Below are 17,990 nucleotides of genomic sequence, written 5' to 3' on the forward strand. Positions count from 1 at the left end.
GGACCGGGTTGCCGGAGCCAACCTTTAACACCACGCCAGGCGGCTCATCTGATGCATCATTGATTCATCCAGTGCATCATCAATGCCAATCTGCAGGTCATCGAGTTGTTCCGTAACAAGGCGGCCCGGCCTCAAGCGCTCGGCATCGCGTCGCAGCTGGGTCGCCTTCTCGAATGCCGCTGGGAAACAATGGTGTTCGTGAGCGCGGTCAGGACCAGGAGGAGTGGCGAGGCGATGCATCTGATGCAATATGCAGTGCTTCACTTAACATAAGGTACATTATCGGCGACAGACGAGGACGAGTGGAAACAAGGTGGTAGGACTCGGCTTCCACATCCTGAGTGACTGTGCAGGTGGTAGCGGCGCGTGTCGGTTGCTCTCGACTGTCGCTGTCTGCCCTCTCGCCTCGACAGCAGCGGCTGAAGGCTGCCTGTCAAGAACAAGTTGACGCTCGTCCGAGCGACGCGCGACACATCTGTGGGAACGCAACGACACCGGTCGCAGCGACAAGACTCACGTGGTCGGCGCCGCGGCACGCACTCACACAAAATGAAAGTGGTTGTCGAGCAGTCACTGTCATGGAGAAAAGCATCAATCGTACCGGTCAGAGCAACCCTCGCGACTTCAGCAACAGATAGTGATCGGCGAGCGTGGCGGGCAGCTTGTCCGGTGGGGCATCCACCACGTCGACGCCGAGCCGGCCCACCGCGGAGGCGGTTCGGTCCCGCAGGGTGAGTGTGCGTGCCGCGGCGGCGGCGTCGTAGATCTGTGCGGCGTCGTCGCGCTCGGTCAGCATGTCGTCGAGGGCGGGGTCGGCGACCGAGCCGATGATGACCTTGTAGCGTTGCGCCAGCACCGACAGCGGGGGGAGCAGCGACTCCTCGACGGCCGCGGGCTCGAGGGGCGCGAGCAGGACCAGCAGCGCGCGCTGTCGCCCGATCTTGGCGACCTCGGCTCCGAGTAGCGGCCAATCCGCCTCCAGCAGAGCGGGTTCGAGATCCGCCATTGCGGTCACGAGGCTATTCAGCAGCATCGTGCGACCGACGCCGACCACCCGTCGATGGACCCGCCGGTCACCGGCGATCAGATCGACCCGGTCGCCGGCGTGCGACGCGAGTGCGGCAAGCAATAGTGCGGCATCCATCGCGGCGTCGAGTCGAGGTGTGTCGCCCACACGCCCGGCCGACGTCCGAGACGTGTCCAGGACGATGACGATGTGCCGATCCTTCTCCGGCTGCCAGGTGCGGACCACCGTAGAACGACGCCGGGCGGTGGCCCGCCAGTCGATGCTGCGGACATCGTCGCCTTCGACATAGTCACGCAGGGAATCGAATTCGGTGCCCTGACCGCGCACGCGCACCGCCGACCGGCCGTCGAGCTGCCGCAGATGGGCCAACCGTGACGGCAGCAGCCGCCGCGAGTCGAAGGGCGGGAGCGCGCGGACGCGGCCCGGCAACGGCACCGACCGTTGACGTCCGGCGAGGCCGAGGGGACCCACCCGGCGGACGGCGACCCGGACCGCGAGTCGGTCACCGCGCCGGGTGGGGGTGAGAGTCGTTGTCACCGAGCGGGTCTCCGCACGTGGAACGGACACCCGGTGGGTGTTGTCCGACGCACCCGCGGACGGCTGCCAGCTGTCGCGCAAGACTCCGCGGAACGTCTGCGAGCCGTGGTTGGTGACGGCGATCGAACACGTCGTGCGCTGGCCGAGCCGGATCGGGCCGGGTGCCGACCGCGACATGGTGATCGACTTCGTGGACCCTGCCAGCGCGATGTCGAGGCAGGTGAGCAGGACACAGAACAGCGCCCACAGCACGGGGACGAAGTAGTTCGGCCATATCAGGATGGGCACCGCACCGAGCAGCACCAGGATCAGAAAGCGGCCGGTGAGGAACATCAGCGGGGGACGGGCACCGAGTTGATCGCGGCGTCGAGCACCGAACCCACCGACACCCCTTCGAGTTCGGCCTCCGGGCGCAACGACAGGCGGTGCGCGAGCGTCGATTGGGCGAGCGCCTGCACGTCGTCGGGGGTCACGAAGTCGCGGCCGTTCAGCCACGCCCATGCCCGGCTCGTGCCGAGCAGTGCGGTTGCGCCGCGCGGACTGACGCCGAGGGCCAGTGACGGCGAGAATCGGGTGGCCCGGGCGATGTCGACGATGTAGGCGGTGACCTGCGGGGCGACCGTCACCCGGCGGACCTGCTCGGCGCCGGCCTCGATGTCGGCGGCCGAGGCGACCGGACGGAGGCCGGCGGCGGACAGATTCCGCGGATCGAATCCGGAGGCGTGCCGCGTCAGCACGGTGATCTCGTCGTCGCGAGGGGGGAGCGGCAGGGTGACCTTCAGCAGGAAGCGGTCGAGCTGGGCTTCGGGCAACGGGTAGGTGCCCTCGTACTCGACCGGGTTCTGCGTCGCCGCGACGAGGAACGGGCTCGGCAGCGGGCGGGAATCCCCGTCGACGGTGACCTGCCGTTCCTCCATCGCCTCGAGCAATGACGCCTGGGTCTTCGGTGGGGTGCGGTTGATCTCGTCGGCCAGCAGGAGATTGGTGAACACCGGTCCTTCGCGGAAGGTGAATTCGGAGCTGGCGGAATCGAACACGAGTGAGCCGGTGACATCACCGGGCATGAGGTCGGGGGTGAACTGCACGCGCTTCGTCTCGACGTCGAGCGCGGCCGCCACCGACCGGACGAGCAGCGTCTTGGCCACGCCGGGAACGCCTTCGAGCAGGATGTGCCCGCGGCAGAGCAGCGCGATCAGGATGCCCGCCACCGCCGGGTCCTGGCCGACGACGGCTTTCCCGACCTCGCCGCGCACGGCCCCGAGCGCATCGCGGGCGCGGTTCGGCGCTCCGCCGGGTCGGTGGTGCGCGTACTCCGGTGGTGGCCCGGCAGGTGCCTTGGCGAACGGGTCTGCGTGTACGGATGCGTCCGGGGCGAACGGACCGGGGCGTGGGTTGCGGGACGGGTCGACGGTCATGGCGTGTGTCGGACTTCCTTCTCGAGGTTGGTCAGCTCGGCGGTGAAGTGCACGAGCTGGGCGTCGGTGGTGGGGAGCGGACCGGACAGCAGCGACCGGACCTCGCCCAGATCGCGGTGCGTTGCCCCCACCACGGCGAGGACGATCGCCGACACCATCGGGTCCGAGTTCTCGGTCGGCGCGACGACGGTGTCCCAGTCGGGTCGCGACAATGCGTCGGTGGCACGGGCGGCGTCGAACGGAAGTCCCAGATACGACGCCAGCGAACCCAACGTGTGGATGCGCAGCGCCGCCGCGGCGCGCGCGTCGGCTCCAGCGCGGTGATACATCCGGCCCCGCGCCCGGGTGGTCTCGACCGCCTTGACGACCGCCGGGAGCGGCTCGGTGACCAGCGAGCCTAATCGCCGGCCCCGCCACAACATCAGGGCCAGAACCGCGAAGACGGTCAACACGATCAGCGGCCCGACCGCGGCCGGGATGTCGGACTCCTCCTCCTCGGTCGCGACTTGATCGGTGAAGAAGGGCACGTACCAGAGGATCTCGTCGGACCTCGCGAATATCCGCACGGCGACGCCGGCGTTGTCCTGCTGTGCCAGGTGCTCGTTGGTGAGCATTATGCCACTGATGACGACGAATTCGGGACGGTCGGCGGTGCGGGGGACCACGACCAGATTCGATGTCCCGTCGGACGTGAAGCAGGCCGTGGCCGCGGGCGAGGTCGGTGAGTATCCGAACGGACTGAAGTCGACGACGTCGGTCTCGTCGATGCCGGGCGTGCGGCAACCCGCGGGGACCGCTGCCGGGCCGGCGCCGTAACCGGACGTGACGGGCAGGTCGAGCGCGGTGAGCACGGTGGTGTCCGGCGCGATCAGGATCACGCGGTCGGCGTCCTGCACGCGCTCTCGGAACTGTTGTGTCGTACCGGGATTGAGCGATGAGGTCGAGCTCACCACCACCGTGGTCCCGCGGCCGGGACGTGGGGCGTCGGTGAACTCCGCGAGGCCGCGCACCTGCCGGAGGTCGGCCCCGTGGTCGTCGAGGATCTGAGCGAGAGCGCGCGATCCGGTGGGCTGGGCGTTGTCGGGGTCGTAGCTGACGCCGGGACCGGGCGTGCCTTGCGCCCCGGTGAGTGCCGTGACACCGAGGAGCCCGACGCCGGCGACCACGACGACCACCACCAGCACGATGGTCACCCAGATCCACGCCGGCGTCTTGTTCTTCGCGGGCGCCGGTCGCATCGGCGTCGACGTGACGGGTCCGGGTGGCGTCGCCTGCACGGTGCCGGTCACCGGGGCACCGCCAGTCGGCTCGACCGGACCGTGTCCTGGTCGACCGGCCGTGCGGACGAGACCCCGCGTTCGATGTCGAGGACCGCGCGCGCGGACTCGGCCGATGCGTGTCGGTCGCCGTAGGCAATGGCGTCGAACAGGTCTGTCGCCGTTCGTAACCCGGAGTCGTAGGTGGGGAAGCGGGGTCCGAGGTCGACAGCGACCTCGTGGGCGGTCAGAGACGGTTCATCGGCCAGCAGACCGCGCTCGATACCCCGACGAGCCACGGCACGGACGGCGGCGAGCACACACTCGTCGTACCGGCCCGCGGCGAAGGCGGCGTCGGCGTCGGACCGGAAGTCGGCCGCGGACCGAGCCGGCCCTGTCAGCACCGACCCCGTTGGCGGGCCAGCGGTGGTGCGGGGAACTCGTGGGTTGCGTCGGAGATGCCGGACGACCGCGACGACGAGCCCGAGGACGAGGGCGATCGCCACGACGATCACGATGCCCCGAAGGGTGTCGGAGCCGCCGAACCAGCCGAAAACGTTGTCGGCGATCCACTCCCAGAGCCGCTCACCGAAGCGGTCGAACCACGACGGTTCGGGTGGTTGATACTCGGATTCGGACAGCTCCTCCTCGGCCCACCGGCGTGCTTCGTCGTTGCCGGGGTCCAATGGCGCAGCGAGAACTCCGATCACCGGTCACCCTGTCCGGAGAAGAACGGCGTCGGGGCCGCCTCGGCGCGTGCATCGTCAAACAGGACGGCCGGGACGACGGTCAGTACCGGTTGCACGACCATCGACGCCACGACGATGCCGATCACCGCGACGACGGTCTCGGTGGCACGGGCGTCCCCGTCGTCGAACCACATGCCGGCGATCGATCCGAGGAGATCGAAGGGGTACATCATCGTCGTCATCGCGACCCACGCCAGCACGACCATGACCGCCAGGATGCCGAAGGTCCGCCAGAACCGCTCCGCCGACAACGACCCCGAGCGGGCGATCGCGTCTCGCACGGAGAGGCCGTCTATCACGATCGCCGGCGCCGTGAACACCGTGCGTACCAGCAGCCACGTCACCGGGATGAGCGCGACGAGGAAGAGGAGGAGACTCCCGGTGATCAGCACGATTCCGTCGGAGGCGATGCCCAGTCCGAGGAGTGCGATGCTCGGGGCGAACGCCGCCGCGACGGCGAGTCCCAGGAGTGCGGTCCACCCCGACAGTCGGGCGAGGGACCGGCGTGCCGCGCGCAGGGCGTCGTCGATTGTCGGTACGGACCCGGCGCGCAGGCGGGCCAGGGGACGGGCGGCGAGACCGCTGAGTGCGCCGGTCATGACGGTCCACTGCGCAAAGACAGTGAGGACGAACGCGGTGACCGGTGCCAGGCTCGCCCAGTCGTCCGGGTCGTCGAGGGTCGGTTCGGCGCTCACCAGCCACCAGGTGACGAGCGCGACTGGTGCCGCCGCCGCGCCCCAGCTCACGCCGACGAGGCCCAGGAAGACGCGCGGTGCCGCGAACGTGGTGGAGAAGATCTGTTGCAGCAGTGCGCTGACGGGCGTCGGTCGTCGTGGCGGCATCCACCCCGCCCACCCGTTCCCCGGAAGGGGAGCACTCGAGCCAGGTGGGGTCGACATCGCCGAACCCCATTGCGGCTGCGGTCCGGGCACGGTAGGCGGCCGCGGTGTGGGTGGACCCTGCGGCGGTCCCGCATCTGGCACCGGGCTCCACTCGTCGGATACGACGGGCGGCTGCCACGGGGGCTCGCCGGACGGTGGTGGAGGTACGCGCGGCGGCTCGGTCATCGAGAGGTGCACCGGCCTTTCCGCACGCGGGGAAACTGTGCGGCGAACGTATCAAACAACTCCGACCGGGCACCGAAATCATCCACCGGTTGACGGACGCCGTGCTACCGTGCCGAATTAGAACACGTTCTACTTTTCTGGAGGATTCATGACCGTGGAACAAGCCGGGCTCGCCGAGAAGATCGACGCGGCCGTCGACTCTTATATCGAGCTGCTCAACTCGGGTACCGCAGAGCAGATCGCCGACCTCTACGCCGCCGACGCGACCGTCGAGGACCCCATCGGCGCGGACATCCGCGACACCCGCGAGCAGCTGGTGGAGTTCTACTCGGTGATCACCGGTATGGACGAGCGCACCGCGACGCTCAAGTGGAAGAAGATCGCCGGCGACACCGCGGTCTTCGAGTTCACCCTGGTCACCAAGACCGCCGGACTCGCCTTCGAGATCACCCCCGTCGACATCATGGTCTTCGACGCCGAGGGCAAGGTGTCGACGATGCGCGCGGTCTGGCAGCAGTCGGATCTCAAGCAGCTCTGACCGCGACCCCTCAGCTCCCTGAGGAGCGAGCTTGCGGAGTGCGCGTCAGCCTTGATCCCTGAGGTGCGAGGAGCGCAAGCGACGAGCCACGAAGGGCCTGGTGGACGGCGGTTTCTAGCGATCCCCCAGACGTCTTGCGGGCCCTTCGTGGCTCGCTTCGCTCGCACCTCAGGGAGCAGAGAATACGGACGCTCAGGAAGGGTCAGCCCCGCCCGGTCGGCCTCAGCACGATTTCTTCGGGGTGGGCGTCGGCCGGGGTGGAGATGGCGTGCACGACTGCTCGGGCGACGGTCGCGGGACGCAGGAACCGCGACCCGTCGTACTCGTCTCCTTCGATGGCGACGATGTCGCGTTGCATGTCGGTGTCGATGCGGCCGGGGAAGACGGACGTCACCCGGAGGGTCGGTTCCTCGACACGCAACCCGTCGGCGAGCGCTCGCGCCGCGAACTTGCTTGCTGCATAGGGGGTCCATCCGGGGTTGACCCGGCGTCCCGCGCCCGAGTTGATGAACACGACGTGGCCGGCGGCCGCTCGTAACGCGGGGAGCAGCAATCGCGTCAGCTCGGCGGCCGCGACGACGTTCACCTCGAGGATGTGACGCCATTCCTCGACGGGTGTCTCCGCGACCGGTTCGAGACTGCTGGCCACCCCGGCGTTGTGGACGAGGACGTCGAGCTCGGTGATCGCCTCGACCGCGGCTTCGACCTCGTCGTAGTCGGTGAGCTCGACGGCGAAGGTGCTCGCGCCGTCGAGTTCGGTCGCCAGCCGGTCGAGTTCGGGGGAGGGTCGTCCGCCGAGCAGGAGGTCGTGGGTCGGCGCGAGCTGGCGGGCGATCTCGGCTCCGAGGCCGCGGCTCGCCCCGGTGATCAACGCGGTGGGCACCTCTCGACCCTACTGCGAATCCGTGGGTGGCAGCCCCGTCGGGCTCGATGAGCAGACGCCGACGTCGCGGGGCACAATCGTCGACGTGGCCAGGTACGGATTCACCCCAACGCAGCTGTCGGCACGTGCCGCGTACCTGCTCCGAGGCAACGACCTGGGCACGATGACAAGCGCTGCGCCCAAGTTGTATCCGCACATGTGGAGCTGGGACGCGGCGTTCGTCACGGTCGGCCTCGCGCCGTTGTCGGTGGAGCGGGCCGTCATCGAGATGGACACCCTGCTGTCGGCGCAGTGGCGCAACGGGATGATTCCGCACATCGTCTTCGCGAACGGCCGCGACGGCTACTTCCCGGGGCCGGCTCGCTGGGAGTGCGCCCGCCTCGCCGAGTGCGCACCGGATTTCCCCGACACGTCCGGTATCACCCAGCCGCCGGTGCATGCGATCGCGGTGCAGCGCATCCTCGATCACTCCCGACGCCACGGTCGCACCACCCGCGCCGTCGCCAACGAGTTCATCGACCGGCGATGGAGTTCGCTGGTGCGGTGGCATCGCTGGCTGGCACACGCGCGGGACCCCAACGGCCGGGGGCGGATCACCATCTTCCACGGCTGGGAGTCGGGGATGGACAACTCGCCACGCTGGGATTCCGCGTACGCCAACGTGATCCCCGGGGTCGACCTTCCGCCGTACCAGCGCGCCGACCTCGATCACGTCGACGACTTCTCGATGCGGCCCACCGACCTCGAGTACGACCGCTACATCTGGCTCGTCGAACAGATGAAGCGCGCCAATTACGACGACGCGCTGCTCCCGAAGGTGATGAGCTTCGCCGTCGAGGATGTGTTCGTCTCCGCCATCTTCGCCGTCGCCTGCGACGTGCTGGCGACGATCGGTGAGGACTACTCCAAACCGCGGTCGGATGTCCGAGATCTCCGCGCGTGGGCTGACCGGTTCCGGGCCGGAGTAGTGTCCGCCGCCAACGATCGGAACGGTGCCGCAAGGGATTTCGACCTGCGCGCCAACTCGTGGATCAACACCGAGACGATCGCGGTCTTCGCGCCGCTGCTGTGCGGCGGCCTCTCCCGGGACCGCGAACGCGCGCTGCTGCGACTCTTCGACGGCCCGCGCTACTGCGGCCACCCGGATCTGCGGTATGCGGTCCCGCCGTCGACGTCACCGATCTCGGCCGACTTCCGCCCGCGCGAGTACTGGCGCGGGCCCGTCTGGCCGGTGATGACCTGGCTCTTCAGTTGGGCGTTCGCCCGCCGCGGCTGGACCGAGCGGTCGGCGCGCCTGCGCGAGGAAGGACTCCGCCAGGCCACCGACGGGACGTTCGCCGAGTACTACGAACCGTTCACCGGCGAACCACTCGGCAGCATGCAACAGAGCTGGACCGCGGCGTCGGTGCTCGACTGGCTCGACTAGAGCTCCCGCATCCGACGGCACACGTCGTCGTAGACGTCCACGAGTGGCCGGGGCGTCCCCGACGACCCGGGACGCTCGTTGATTTCTACCCACTCCTCGAAGGCGCACTGCACCTCGAGATTGGCGATCTCCAGGATCATCCGTAGCTGACCGCGAGTTCGCGCCGAGCTGCGGTCGCCCAGGGCCTCGGGCCGTCGGCGTGACTTGTCGGCGTAGCGGCCGAGGGCGGCTCGGCTCAGGGTGGGTGTCGCGAGTACGAGTTTCTGCACGCGCATGAAATGGGCGGACACGTCGTCGCTGCGATCACCGAACCCCTCCAGGAGCTGCCGGTAGACGCCCTCGATGTCGGCGAGCGACAGGGCATCGGGGTCGATGCCGGCCAGATGGTCGTCGAGTGCCTGGTCGAAACCGAAGCGGTCGAAGAGCACGCACTCTTCCTTGGTCGGGAAATACCGGAAGAACGTGCGCGGTGAGACCCCGGCGGCCGCGGCGATCTCGTCGACCGTCGTCTCGTCGAATCCGTTGCGCTCGAACAGTTCCACTGCGGCCTCGTAGATCTCCAGGCGCGTCGCATCTCGACGGCGGGCCCGCAACCCGCCGGTCTCGGAGGATTCCGGCATGGGTCGAGACTAGCGGTCGACCGGCGCGGGTGTCAGTCGGTGCCAGCCTGGCAGTCTCTGCCACTTTCCGGTAGCGTCGCCGTGTGATCGACCCGGACCACCACAGCGATGAGAGAACGACAGTGACCGAGAACGCCGCCCTCCCGGGCACCGACAACAGAACCGACACCGGCACGGATCGCAGCGCCGTCTTGCTCATCGGGGTCCTGCTGGTCGCGGCCTTCGTGGTGATCCTGAACGAGACGATCCTGAGCGTCGCGTTGCCCACCCTGATGGCCGACCTCGAGATCACCGCCGCCACCGCGCAATGGCTCACCAGCGGGTTCCTGCTGACGATGGCGATCGTCATCCCGATCACCGGCTACCTGATGCAGCGATTCACCCTGCGTTCGATCTACATCGCGGCGATGACGTTGTTCACGATCGGCACCCTCGCCGCCGCCCTCGCGCCGGGCTTCGAACTCCTGATCGTCGCCCGCGTGGTGCAGGCGTCCGGCACCGCGCTCATGGTCCCGCTGCTGATGACGACGATCCTGAACGTCGTCCCGGAGCAGAATCGTGGCCGCACGATGGGACTGGTCTCCATCGTCATCGCCGTCGCGCCGGCCGTCGGTCCGACGGTGTCCGGCCTGATCCTGCAGTCCCTCAGCTGGCGAGCCATGTTCTGGATCGTGCTGCCCATCGCGATCGGTGCGCTGATCCTCGGCGGGGTGTTCGTCCGCAACGTCACCGAACGTCGGCCCGCGCAGCTCGACCTCATCTCGGTCCCGTTGTCGGCTCTCGGCTTCGGCGGTGTCGTCTACGGTCTCAGCAGCATCGGGGAGTCGGCGGGTGGGCACGCCCCGATCCCACCGTGGGTGCCACTCGTCATCGGCGCCGTCGCGCTCGCGTTGTTCGTCGTGCGACAGCTCAAACTCGCCGACCGCGGCTTGGCACTGCTCGACCTGCGGACCTTCGCGATCGCACCGTTCCGCTTGGCCGTCGTGCTGATGGCCGGGTTCATGCTGACGCTCTTCGGCGCGCTCATCCTGCTTCCCCTTTTCCTACAGAACGTGATGGGCAAGGACGTCCTGACCACCGGCCTCGTGCTCCTGCCCGGTGGCCTGGTGATGGGTCTGCTGGCGCCCTTCGTCGGTGCATTGTTCGACAAGGTCGGTGCACGACCACTGGTGCTACCGGGCACCTTGGCCGTCAGTGCCGGCACGTGGCTGCTCACCACGCTCGACGCCGGGTCGTCGTTGGGCATGGTGATCGCGGCTCACGTGATCCTCAGTGCTGGTATCGCTTTCGGTCTGACGCCGCTCATGACCTCAGCGCTGGGATTGCTGAGTCCCGAGCTGTACTCGCACGGCAGCGCGACCGTCAGCACCATCCAGCAGGTCGCGGGAGCGGCAGGCACCGCGCTGTTCATCACGCTGATGTCCCGGGGTACACAGTCGGCCATCGACGACGGGGTGAACCCGCTGCAGGCGGGGGCCGACGGCATTTACCTGGCCTTCGTCGTCGCGGCCTGCCTGTCGCTTGTGCTCATCGCAGCGGCCGCGCTCGTCCGTGGCCGAACGGGTGCGCCGGCGGCCCGGGCCGCCGAGTCGGCCTAGCCGCTCGACCGTCGGCCCGGCCGGCTCACCGGGTCCGGTAATCCAGCAGACCGGACCAGAACTCGTCGGGGATCTCGTCGCCGGCGCGCAGCACCTGCGCCAAGCCGGCGGCCATGAAGACGCCGAGCAGACCAAGCCACAGCCCGGACATCGAGATCGTCACCCAGGCGATCACGACAGCGGCCGGCCACGGGTCGAGGATCAACAAGACCGGCGCGAAGAAGAAGCCCGCCCCGATGAACCACGAGGACAGGGCGCGGTCGCACCGCATGACCGCGGTCAGCCACCGCGGACACGAGCCCGTGGGCGCGCGGAGAGCAGCGGGTCTTCTGCCGACGGCGGTCGGTCGGTCGGTCATCGGACACCTCCTCTGCGGATCGTCGTGATCCCAGTGTCGGCGTCAGACGTCGTGAGAGCCACTACCTCTCAGGTAGTCGCCGCACCCGGGCCGATGTCGTGTGCGAGTGCCACCGCATCGTCGGGTCAGGCCGTCGTCCGGTGCTCTTCGTTCGGGTGCGCGTGCGGAAAGCCGATGGATTGCAGTCGATTCAGTGCATGGGTACGGGCCCGGTGCTGGTTGCCCGGCGGCGGCACGTAGACACCCGCCCAGATCCCGGTCAGGTGAGTCGGATCGTCCAGTGCGAGGCGGGCGCAGCGCGAGCGGATCGGACAGCGGACGCACCCGTCGACAGCGTGCCGGTTGGCCAGGCTCCGGGCACCGGCGGCCTGCTCCGGGAACCAGGCGTCCGGGTTCGAGGTACACGTGGGTTGCATGTCAGGCACTCCGCCGACATCGCGCGCACTTCGTGCACGACCTGTCGTGCTGGTTGCGCCGGCAACCGTCACCCACTGACGCCGATGGCCCATTGATCCCTCCGATCAAACTGAGAACGTATGTTGTCAGAGTCTGGTCGAAGGTGCAACACTGATCGCGAATCACGTTGCGGCGCGGTCGCAGTCGTGCCGAGCAGGCCCGCGGAGTCGAGTCATGAGACGGCGCCCGGCTGGGTTCTCAACCGGGCGCCTGGGCCGGGGCGCTCGCATGCGGCGGAACCGGCTTGCCGACCGCGGTACCCGACCGACCAGGGGCCGAAACGGTGCGCACCTGCGGGTCGATGTCTGCGTGCCCGACCGATCACCCTGTCCGGGACGGGCCGGTTCCGTAGCACGCCATTACAGTGCCGTCACACCTACGAAACACGACGCTTGTTTCATAACAGGGGACAAAGTCCACTACGGGGAGTCGCGCCGATGGGTCGCGGACCCCGGATGTCGTCGACGTACCGCCGCCCGCGAGTACGCCCAGATCGAACCTGTGAAGGAGCATCGTGACCATCGAGAGTGCCAAGGCCCTGGAGTTCCGCGTGACCAGCGGCGGATACGAGGATCTGCCGAAGATGCCCGAGGCGGAGTACCCGGGCACCGAGGGCTTCATCGGAGACGTCTACGAGAACCCGGACGGAAGCCCCATGTGCAGCGGGTACTTCGAGCTGCGCCACACCGACGAGCCGCTGTACTACGAGTACGAATACGACGAGATGAAGGTCGTGCTCGAAGGCGAGTTCCTCCTGGAGAACAGGGAGACCGGGCAGAAGACCGTGGCCAAGGCCAAGGACGCGATCTTCTTCCCGAAGGGGTCCAAGATCTACTTCAGCACCCCCGACTACGCGCTCGCCTTCTACACCGGGTTGCGCGACGCCACCCTCCTCTGAGTCGCTGCCATGTCGCAGATCGACTTCTCCAGCGTGCCGACGTGGGCACGTCCCGGCGTACCGATCGAGGCGACGACGCCCCCACCGACCGGCAACTCGTACGTGCTGGTCGGTGTCGGGGATGTCGCCGAGACCCTGGCTCGCTGGGAGTCATCACTACCTCCGCGTGCCACCACACGTATCCACGGGGATACCGACTCGGTCGCCGCCCAGCTCGGCAGCACCCTCGCCGAAGCCGTTGTCGGCGTGCGAGTCTGGATAGCAGCGGAGCCGGGATCGGCACTGACACTGCGCGCGGTCGCGCTCGGTGCCGGACTCGAGGACGACGAGATCGCCGTCGTCCCGGTGACTTCCGCGCCGCAGTCGGTCGTGCAGATCTTCTGCGCACACTGCCGATCGGTCACCCGCGCGGCCGCGGCCGTCGATGACATCGTCGGGTGCGTCGGTTGCCGTCGCGACCTGCTCGTGTACCACCACGTCTCGCGTCGAACCGGACAATATCTGGGTTTCATGGCCGACGCCGAGACCGCCCAGTCGGCCTGTCCGGGAACCGGACCAGGCGAGGTACCCACCCTCACGAAGGATCCCTCATGAACACCGGAGTGGCCGACATGAGCAGCCCCGAGTCCGTCGTGCGTCCCGGAGCCGGCGCGACGACGCTGGAACTCGTCGTCACGGCTGTCGACGCCCCCGCCCGAGACATCCGCGCGATCACCTTTTCCGACCCCGGCGGCAACGTGCTGCCCGGTTACATCCCGGGCAGTCACGTCGTCGTGCACGGGGGTGCCTTCACCAACGCCTACAGCCTGACCGGCGACGGCGCGCATCCGTTGCACTACTCGATCTCGGTGCTCCGACTCGATGACGGCAAGGGCGGATCGCGTTGGTTGCACGACGAACTCGAGGTCGGCGCAACGGTGTCGGTGGGGTTGCCGCGCAGCGCGTTCGCTCCGGTCGCCCGGGCGCGTAAACATCTCCTGATCGCCGGCGGGATCGGGATCACGCCGATGATGTCCCACCTTCGGTCGGCGGCTCGCTGGCGCCGGGATGTGCAACTGCTGTATGTCTTCCGTGATTCGGCGGCCGCCCACCTCGACGAGGTCACCGCACTCGCCGGACCCCGTGCCGAACTGTTCACCGACCGGCACTCTTTCGCCGATCGCCTCGCACAGACCCTGCGTACCCAGCCGATCGGTACCCACCTGTACGTATGCGGTCCGGCGGCGATGATCGACGCGGTCACTGCTGCGGCGGTGGACGCCGGTTGGCCGGAATCGCGGATTCATCTCGAGCGGTTCGGGATCGACGCTCTCGACGCCGGCGACCCCTTCCGTGTGGAGCTGACCGCTTCCGGGCGGACGGTCGATGTACCGGCGGGGACGAGCATGCTCGAGGCTCTCGAGAACGAGGGCATCGTCGTGCCGAATCTCTGCCGGCAAGGCGTGTGCGGTGAGTGCCGCATCCCGCTCGCCGGCGGTATCCCGGTCCACCGCGATCTCTACCTCACCCCCGAGGAGAAGGACGCGGGCAACGCCATCATGCCGTGCGTCTCGCGCGCTGCGGCCGCCAGCACCCTGGAGGTTCCCCTGTGACAGACACTCTCGGCCCGGGCGGAGCGACGACGACGGTCGCGCCAGATCTCCTCGCGGGCTTCCCGTTCCCGTTCCCCGAGGACCGCTATCGTTACAGCACGAATGTCGAGCCGGCCCGGACCCCGGTGACCACGGCGGCGGGCGAGTGGGGGACGTCGGTTGTCGACATCGATTCGGAGTACCGCACCGAGATCGATCAGCGCGCGGTGATCCTGGCCGCCGATCCCACCCGCCATGCTGTGTTGCCGCACATGGTCCCGGCCGCGTGGGACGCGATGTTGACCGTCATGGGTGAGCTCGCCGCGACCTGTCCCGAGTTCCGGCTCGCGTCGACCGGACCCGACACCTGGTTGTGGCACAACGAAATCCTCGGGATCGAGCAACACTTCCGATACGGTGACCCGGCGTCACTTCCCGAGGAACCGTTGCGCTACATCAGCTCTCAGGTCCAGGAGGACATCGCCCTTCTGGATCAGCGCAATGGGCAACTCCACGTCGATGCCGGGGTCGTCACCTTCGCCGCCGATTGGAGTTTCGGGTTCGACGTCGGGATGAGCTTCCTCGAGATCCACGGACCGGTGCCGCGCATCCACCCCGAAGGCGTCATCACCCGTGCGCACGAGTTCCTCAAGCGCCTCCAACCTCATCAGCCGTATCGACGAACCAACTGGACGTTGACGATCGACCGCAGGCTCGACGTCTCGACCGAGATCTATCACAAGTGGGGACCGGACCGGGAGGTCATCCAACAGGTCCCCGACGACGAGTTCGGCAGGCGGGTACACCTCCGCGTCGAAGTGCAACACCTCATCCGGCTGCCGGATTCGGGTGCGGTCATGTTCCTCATCCGGACGTACATGCTTCCGCTCGAGCAACTCGCCACCGTCGAGGTCTGGCGCCGACGCACCGCGGAGGTGTTGGCCGAATTGCCCGGTGACATGGCCGATTACAAGGGCATCATCAAGTTCCGGGATCGTGCGGCGCAGTGGCTGCGCGCGGCCGCACCGGCGACGCCGGAGACCACCGGGGCCGGCATGCCGCGGTGGCCCGCCTCGCCCCCGGCCGTCGACACCACCGGGGCGGCGTTCCTCGTGGTGGCGATCGGCGACGATCCGGCAGCCGCGCACGTGTCACGGAACTGGGTGGCGGCCGCCGAGGCAGCCGGAGGGACGCGGTTGGTGGTCCTGGACTCACTGGGCGACGCGGTCGACAGATCGGCGTTGCAGTCTGCTCTGGACGAGTGCCGCACCGGTACCCGAGTCCTGGTCACCGGCGGGCAGTACGACGTCATGACGGCACTCGCCATGGCGCGTAACGCGGGGGCGGTGGCGGCCGAACTGTCGTGCTATGTCACGCACACCCGCGACCTACCGCTCTACTGCGCGCATTGCCGCGAGACCTTTCGCGCCGAGGCCGTTGTCGGCGGCGTCGTCGCGTGCCCCGGTTGCGCTCGGGATCTCGAGGTGCACGAACACCATTCACCGGTGATGGGCAGCTTCCTGGCCTCTGCGGTCGGCGGCGACGAATGACCGCGGTCGCCGTAGGGCAGTACCCGGCCCACCTTCATCCGGCCTATGCCACCGGTCCGCGACCGATGCGTGTCATGTCCGTGCGACAACTCACCGACGAGGTCACGCATTTCCGGTTCGGCCCCGTCGACGACGCCCACGCGGTCCTGACCGCGTACCAGCCGGGCAGCCATCTCATCATCTCGGCCGGCGGACAGCGGAATGCCTACTCGCTCGTCGACGACGGGATGTACCCGACCAGCTACGGCATCTCGGTGTTGCGACGTGGTGCGGGCGGTGGTTCGGATTGGTTGCACGACAACCTCGTCGTCGATGCCGTCATCGAGATCGAGGGTCCGCGTTCGATGTTCCCGCCGGTGCTCGATCAGCGCGGCGCATTGCTGATCGCGGGCGGAATCGGGGTCACGCCGGTGCTGTCGCACGCCCGTGCCCTCGCTCGGGACGGGCGTCGGGCCGACATCGTCTACTCCTATCGGCGTGGATGCGGTGCGCACACCGAGGACCTGCGGGCGCTCGCCATGCAACCCTCCGTGACGCTGCACGAGGTGTCCGGGGCCGCGGCCACCATGCGGGTGATCGCTGAGCGATTGCGGGCGCAGCCGCTCGGAACGCACGCCTATGCCTGTGGTCCCACGTCACTCCTGGAGGCGTACACGCGGCTCGCGGAGGACGCCGGATGGCCCAGCGCGCGAGTACATCTCGAACGTTTCACCGCCCCCGAACAGGATCCCGGCGATCCCTTCACCGTGACGGTGGCGTCTTCGGGCCTCCGCATCGACGTGCCACCGGGTGTGTCGCTGCTGCAGCGGTTGCTCGACAACGGCGTCCCGGTGCCGAGTCTGTGCCGCCAAGGCGTGTGCGGCGAATGCCGAATCCCGGTGCGAAGCGGCCGAATCGAGCACCGCGACTTCGTACTGACCGACGACGAGAAGACCGTGGGCGACGCCATGCTGTGTTGTGTCTCGCGCGGTCAGGACATCGAGGTGGACCTGTGAGCATCGAATCGTTCCCGACCCGTCGGGTCGACCACCTGACGAACCTGCCGTGGCCGTTTCCGGACGAAATGGAGGAGTTCTCCTACAGCGTGAACGTCGAACCGGCACGCATCCCGCGTCCGACCCGGGCCGGCGAATGGGGCAGGCACCTCGTCGATCTCGGCGGCGCCGAGTATCCGGAGATCATGGCCGAGCGACGGCGGATCCTCGACGCCGATCCGACACGCGTCCGTGTGCGCCCGGGGATGGAACTGGCCTCCTGGGATCTGCTGTTGTACTACCTGCGCGATCTCGGTCACGCCTACCCCGCGGCGATGGAGCTCACCGAACACGGTGACGGTCGATTCCGTTGGTGCAACCGGCTTCTGGGTACGGATCAGGAGTTCGTCCTGGGTGATCCGGCCACCCTTCCCTACGGCCCCATGGAATTCCTGGCGCGTGAGGTACCCGACGACCTGCTGCTCGTCACCGAACGCGACGGGCACCTGTACTTCGACGCCGGCGTGGTCACCTTCGCCGCCGCGTGGTCGGTGTCCTTCGACGTCGGGATGGACATGTACGAGATCCACGCGCCCGTTCCCCGCATGCTCCGCGAAGGCATCGTCGCCCGCGCCGAACAGTTCCTGCGGAGGCTACCCGCAGACCAGGTGTACCGCAGGGTGAACTGGACGCTGTCGGCGTCGGACTCCCACAAACTCGACGTCAGCCTCGAGGAGCTGCCGGAGTGGGCGGCCGACGTCGCGGGCATGATCGCCGACGGCGATTTCGGTCGCGCGCGACTGCGCATCGAGCTGGAACACTTCGTCCGGTTGCCGATGTCGGGTGCGGTGACGTTCAATATCCGGACATTCATGGCCTCGCTCGAGGACGTGAAGCGCATACCCGAGTGGGCCGGTCAATTGGCGACCGTCATCGAGACGCTCGGCGAGGACATCGCCGCCTACAAGGGTTTTCTCGACTATCGCGACAACGTCGTCGCATACCTCCGCGGTCAAAGTCGCCCGTGAGCCCTGGTCCCGTAACACCCGACTTCTCGTAGAGTCCCA

At 68.1% G+C, this 17,990-nt stretch carries 18 protein-coding genes; 9 read left to right on the top strand and 9 right to left on the bottom strand.

Annotated features, from left to right (window positions below):
- Positions 1–604 precede the first annotated feature (604 nt).
- The 5 genes from Q9R39_RS12775 to Q9R39_RS12795 are packed head-to-tail and all read right to left on the bottom strand — an operon-like array spanning position 605 to position 5,883.
- On the bottom strand, positions 605–1,897 hold the full coding sequence (locus tag Q9R39_RS12775) for a DUF58 domain-containing protein (protein WP_311277588.1): 1,293 nt from the start codon (positions 1,895–1,897) through the stop codon (positions 605–607).
- Complete coding sequence (locus tag Q9R39_RS12780; RefSeq protein ID WP_058252954.1) at positions 1,897–2,979, bottom strand: MoxR family ATPase; 1,083 nt, start codon at positions 2,977–2,979, stop codon at positions 1,897–1,899. Before Q9R39_RS12780 ends, Q9R39_RS12775 begins: the two co-directional genes overlap by 1 nt.
- A complete protein-coding gene (locus tag Q9R39_RS12785; RefSeq protein WP_311277589.1) occupies positions 2,976–4,268 on the bottom strand; it encodes a DUF4350 domain-containing protein in 1,293 nt (430 codons plus the stop codon). Before Q9R39_RS12785 ends, Q9R39_RS12780 begins: the two co-directional genes overlap by 4 nt.
- Positions 4,265–4,945 carry a DUF4129 domain-containing protein gene (locus tag Q9R39_RS12790; RefSeq protein WP_058252953.1) on the bottom strand — a complete coding sequence of 227 codons (681 nt, stop codon included), beginning with the start codon at positions 4,943–4,945 and terminating at the stop codon, positions 4,265–4,267. Before Q9R39_RS12790 ends, Q9R39_RS12785 begins: the two co-directional genes overlap by 4 nt.
- On the bottom strand, positions 4,942–5,883 hold the full coding sequence (locus tag Q9R39_RS12795) for a glycerophosphoryl diester phosphodiesterase membrane domain-containing protein (RefSeq protein ID WP_311277590.1): 942 nt from the start codon (positions 5,881–5,883) through the stop codon (positions 4,942–4,944). Before Q9R39_RS12795 ends, Q9R39_RS12790 begins: the two co-directional genes overlap by 4 nt.
- A 316-nt stretch (positions 5,884–6,199) precedes the next feature.
- Between Q9R39_RS12795 and Q9R39_RS12800 the strand changes: the two genes are divergently transcribed.
- Positions 6,200–6,589 carry a nuclear transport factor 2 family protein gene (locus Q9R39_RS12800; RefSeq protein ID WP_065631129.1) on the top strand — a complete coding sequence of 130 codons (390 nt, stop codon included), beginning with the start codon at positions 6,200–6,202 and terminating at the stop codon, positions 6,587–6,589.
- 202 nt (positions 6,590–6,791) lie between these two features.
- Here Q9R39_RS12800 and Q9R39_RS12805 read toward each other — a convergent pair whose 3' ends face one another.
- A complete protein-coding gene (locus Q9R39_RS12805; protein WP_311277591.1) occupies positions 6,792–7,472 on the bottom strand; it encodes an SDR family oxidoreductase in 681 nt (226 codons plus the stop codon).
- 85 nt (positions 7,473–7,557) lie between these two features.
- On the opposite strand from Q9R39_RS12805, the gene Q9R39_RS12810 reads away from it, so the two are divergent.
- Complete coding sequence (locus Q9R39_RS12810) at positions 7,558–8,898, top strand: amylo-alpha-1,6-glucosidase (RefSeq protein WP_058252975.1); 1,341 nt, start codon at positions 7,558–7,560, stop codon at positions 8,896–8,898.
- Here the strand turns inward: Q9R39_RS12810 and Q9R39_RS12815 are convergent.
- Positions 8,895–9,518, bottom strand: a complete 624-nt coding sequence (locus Q9R39_RS12815; protein ID WP_058252949.1) for a TetR family transcriptional regulator — start codon at positions 9,516–9,518, stop codon at positions 8,895–8,897. The two genes, Q9R39_RS12810 and Q9R39_RS12815, sit on opposite strands and share 4 nt — an antisense overlap.
- A gap of 122 nt (positions 9,519–9,640) precedes the next feature.
- On the opposite strand from Q9R39_RS12815, the gene Q9R39_RS12820 reads away from it, so the two are divergent.
- The gene (locus Q9R39_RS12820) at positions 9,641–11,116 is read left to right on the top strand and encodes an MDR family MFS transporter (RefSeq protein ID WP_159371729.1); all 1,476 of its coding nucleotides are present in this window, start codon (positions 9,641–9,643) and stop codon (positions 11,114–11,116) included.
- A 25-nt stretch (positions 11,117–11,141) separates the two neighbouring features.
- Here the strand turns inward: Q9R39_RS12820 and Q9R39_RS12825 are convergent, their stop codons facing one another.
- Positions 11,142–11,474, bottom strand: coding sequence for a hypothetical protein (locus Q9R39_RS12825; protein ID WP_159371728.1), 333 nt, complete (start codon positions 11,472–11,474; stop codon positions 11,142–11,144).
- 125 nt (positions 11,475–11,599) lie between these two features.
- Positions 11,600–11,890, bottom strand: coding sequence for a WhiB family transcriptional regulator (locus tag Q9R39_RS12830; RefSeq protein ID WP_068972131.1), 291 nt, complete (start codon positions 11,888–11,890; stop codon positions 11,600–11,602).
- A 554-nt stretch (positions 11,891–12,444) separates the two neighbouring features.
- Between Q9R39_RS12830 and Q9R39_RS12835 the strand changes: the two genes are divergently transcribed.
- The 6 genes from Q9R39_RS12835 to Q9R39_RS12860 are packed head-to-tail and all read left to right on the top strand — an operon-like array spanning position 12,445 to position 17,951.
- Positions 12,445–12,828: an ethanolamine utilization protein gene (locus Q9R39_RS12835; protein ID WP_068972132.1), complete on the top strand. Its 384-nt coding sequence runs from the start codon at positions 12,445–12,447 to the stop codon at positions 12,826–12,828.
- Between the two features lie 9 nt (positions 12,829–12,837).
- Positions 12,838–13,422, top strand: coding sequence for a dimethylamine monooxygenase subunit DmmA family protein (locus Q9R39_RS12840; protein WP_159371727.1), 585 nt, complete (start codon positions 12,838–12,840; stop codon positions 13,420–13,422).
- Positions 13,419–14,420, top strand: a complete 1,002-nt coding sequence (locus Q9R39_RS12845) for a PDR/VanB family oxidoreductase (protein WP_159371726.1) — start codon at positions 13,419–13,421, stop codon at positions 14,418–14,420. The genes Q9R39_RS12840 and Q9R39_RS12845 overlap by 4 nt, the downstream gene beginning before the upstream one ends.
- Positions 14,417–15,949, top strand: a complete 1,533-nt coding sequence (locus tag Q9R39_RS12850; protein ID WP_159371725.1) for a DUF3445 domain-containing protein — start codon at positions 14,417–14,419, stop codon at positions 15,947–15,949. The genes Q9R39_RS12845 and Q9R39_RS12850 overlap by 4 nt, the downstream gene beginning before the upstream one ends.
- Entirely contained in the window at positions 15,946–16,944 is a 999-nt protein-coding gene (locus Q9R39_RS12855; RefSeq protein WP_065631121.1) for a PDR/VanB family oxidoreductase, read from the top strand. Before Q9R39_RS12850 ends, Q9R39_RS12855 begins: the two co-directional genes overlap by 4 nt.
- Complete coding sequence (locus Q9R39_RS12860; protein WP_159371724.1) at positions 16,941–17,951, top strand: DUF3445 domain-containing protein; 1,011 nt, start codon at positions 16,941–16,943, stop codon at positions 17,949–17,951. Before Q9R39_RS12855 ends, Q9R39_RS12860 begins: the two co-directional genes overlap by 4 nt.
- Positions 17,952–17,990: the final 39 nt, after the last annotated feature.

The sequence above is a fragment of the Gordonia sp. AC31 genome (assembly GCF_031844505.1).
Taxonomy (GTDB): domain Bacteria; phylum Actinomycetota; class Actinomycetes; order Mycobacteriales; family Mycobacteriaceae; genus Gordonia; species Gordonia hongkongensis.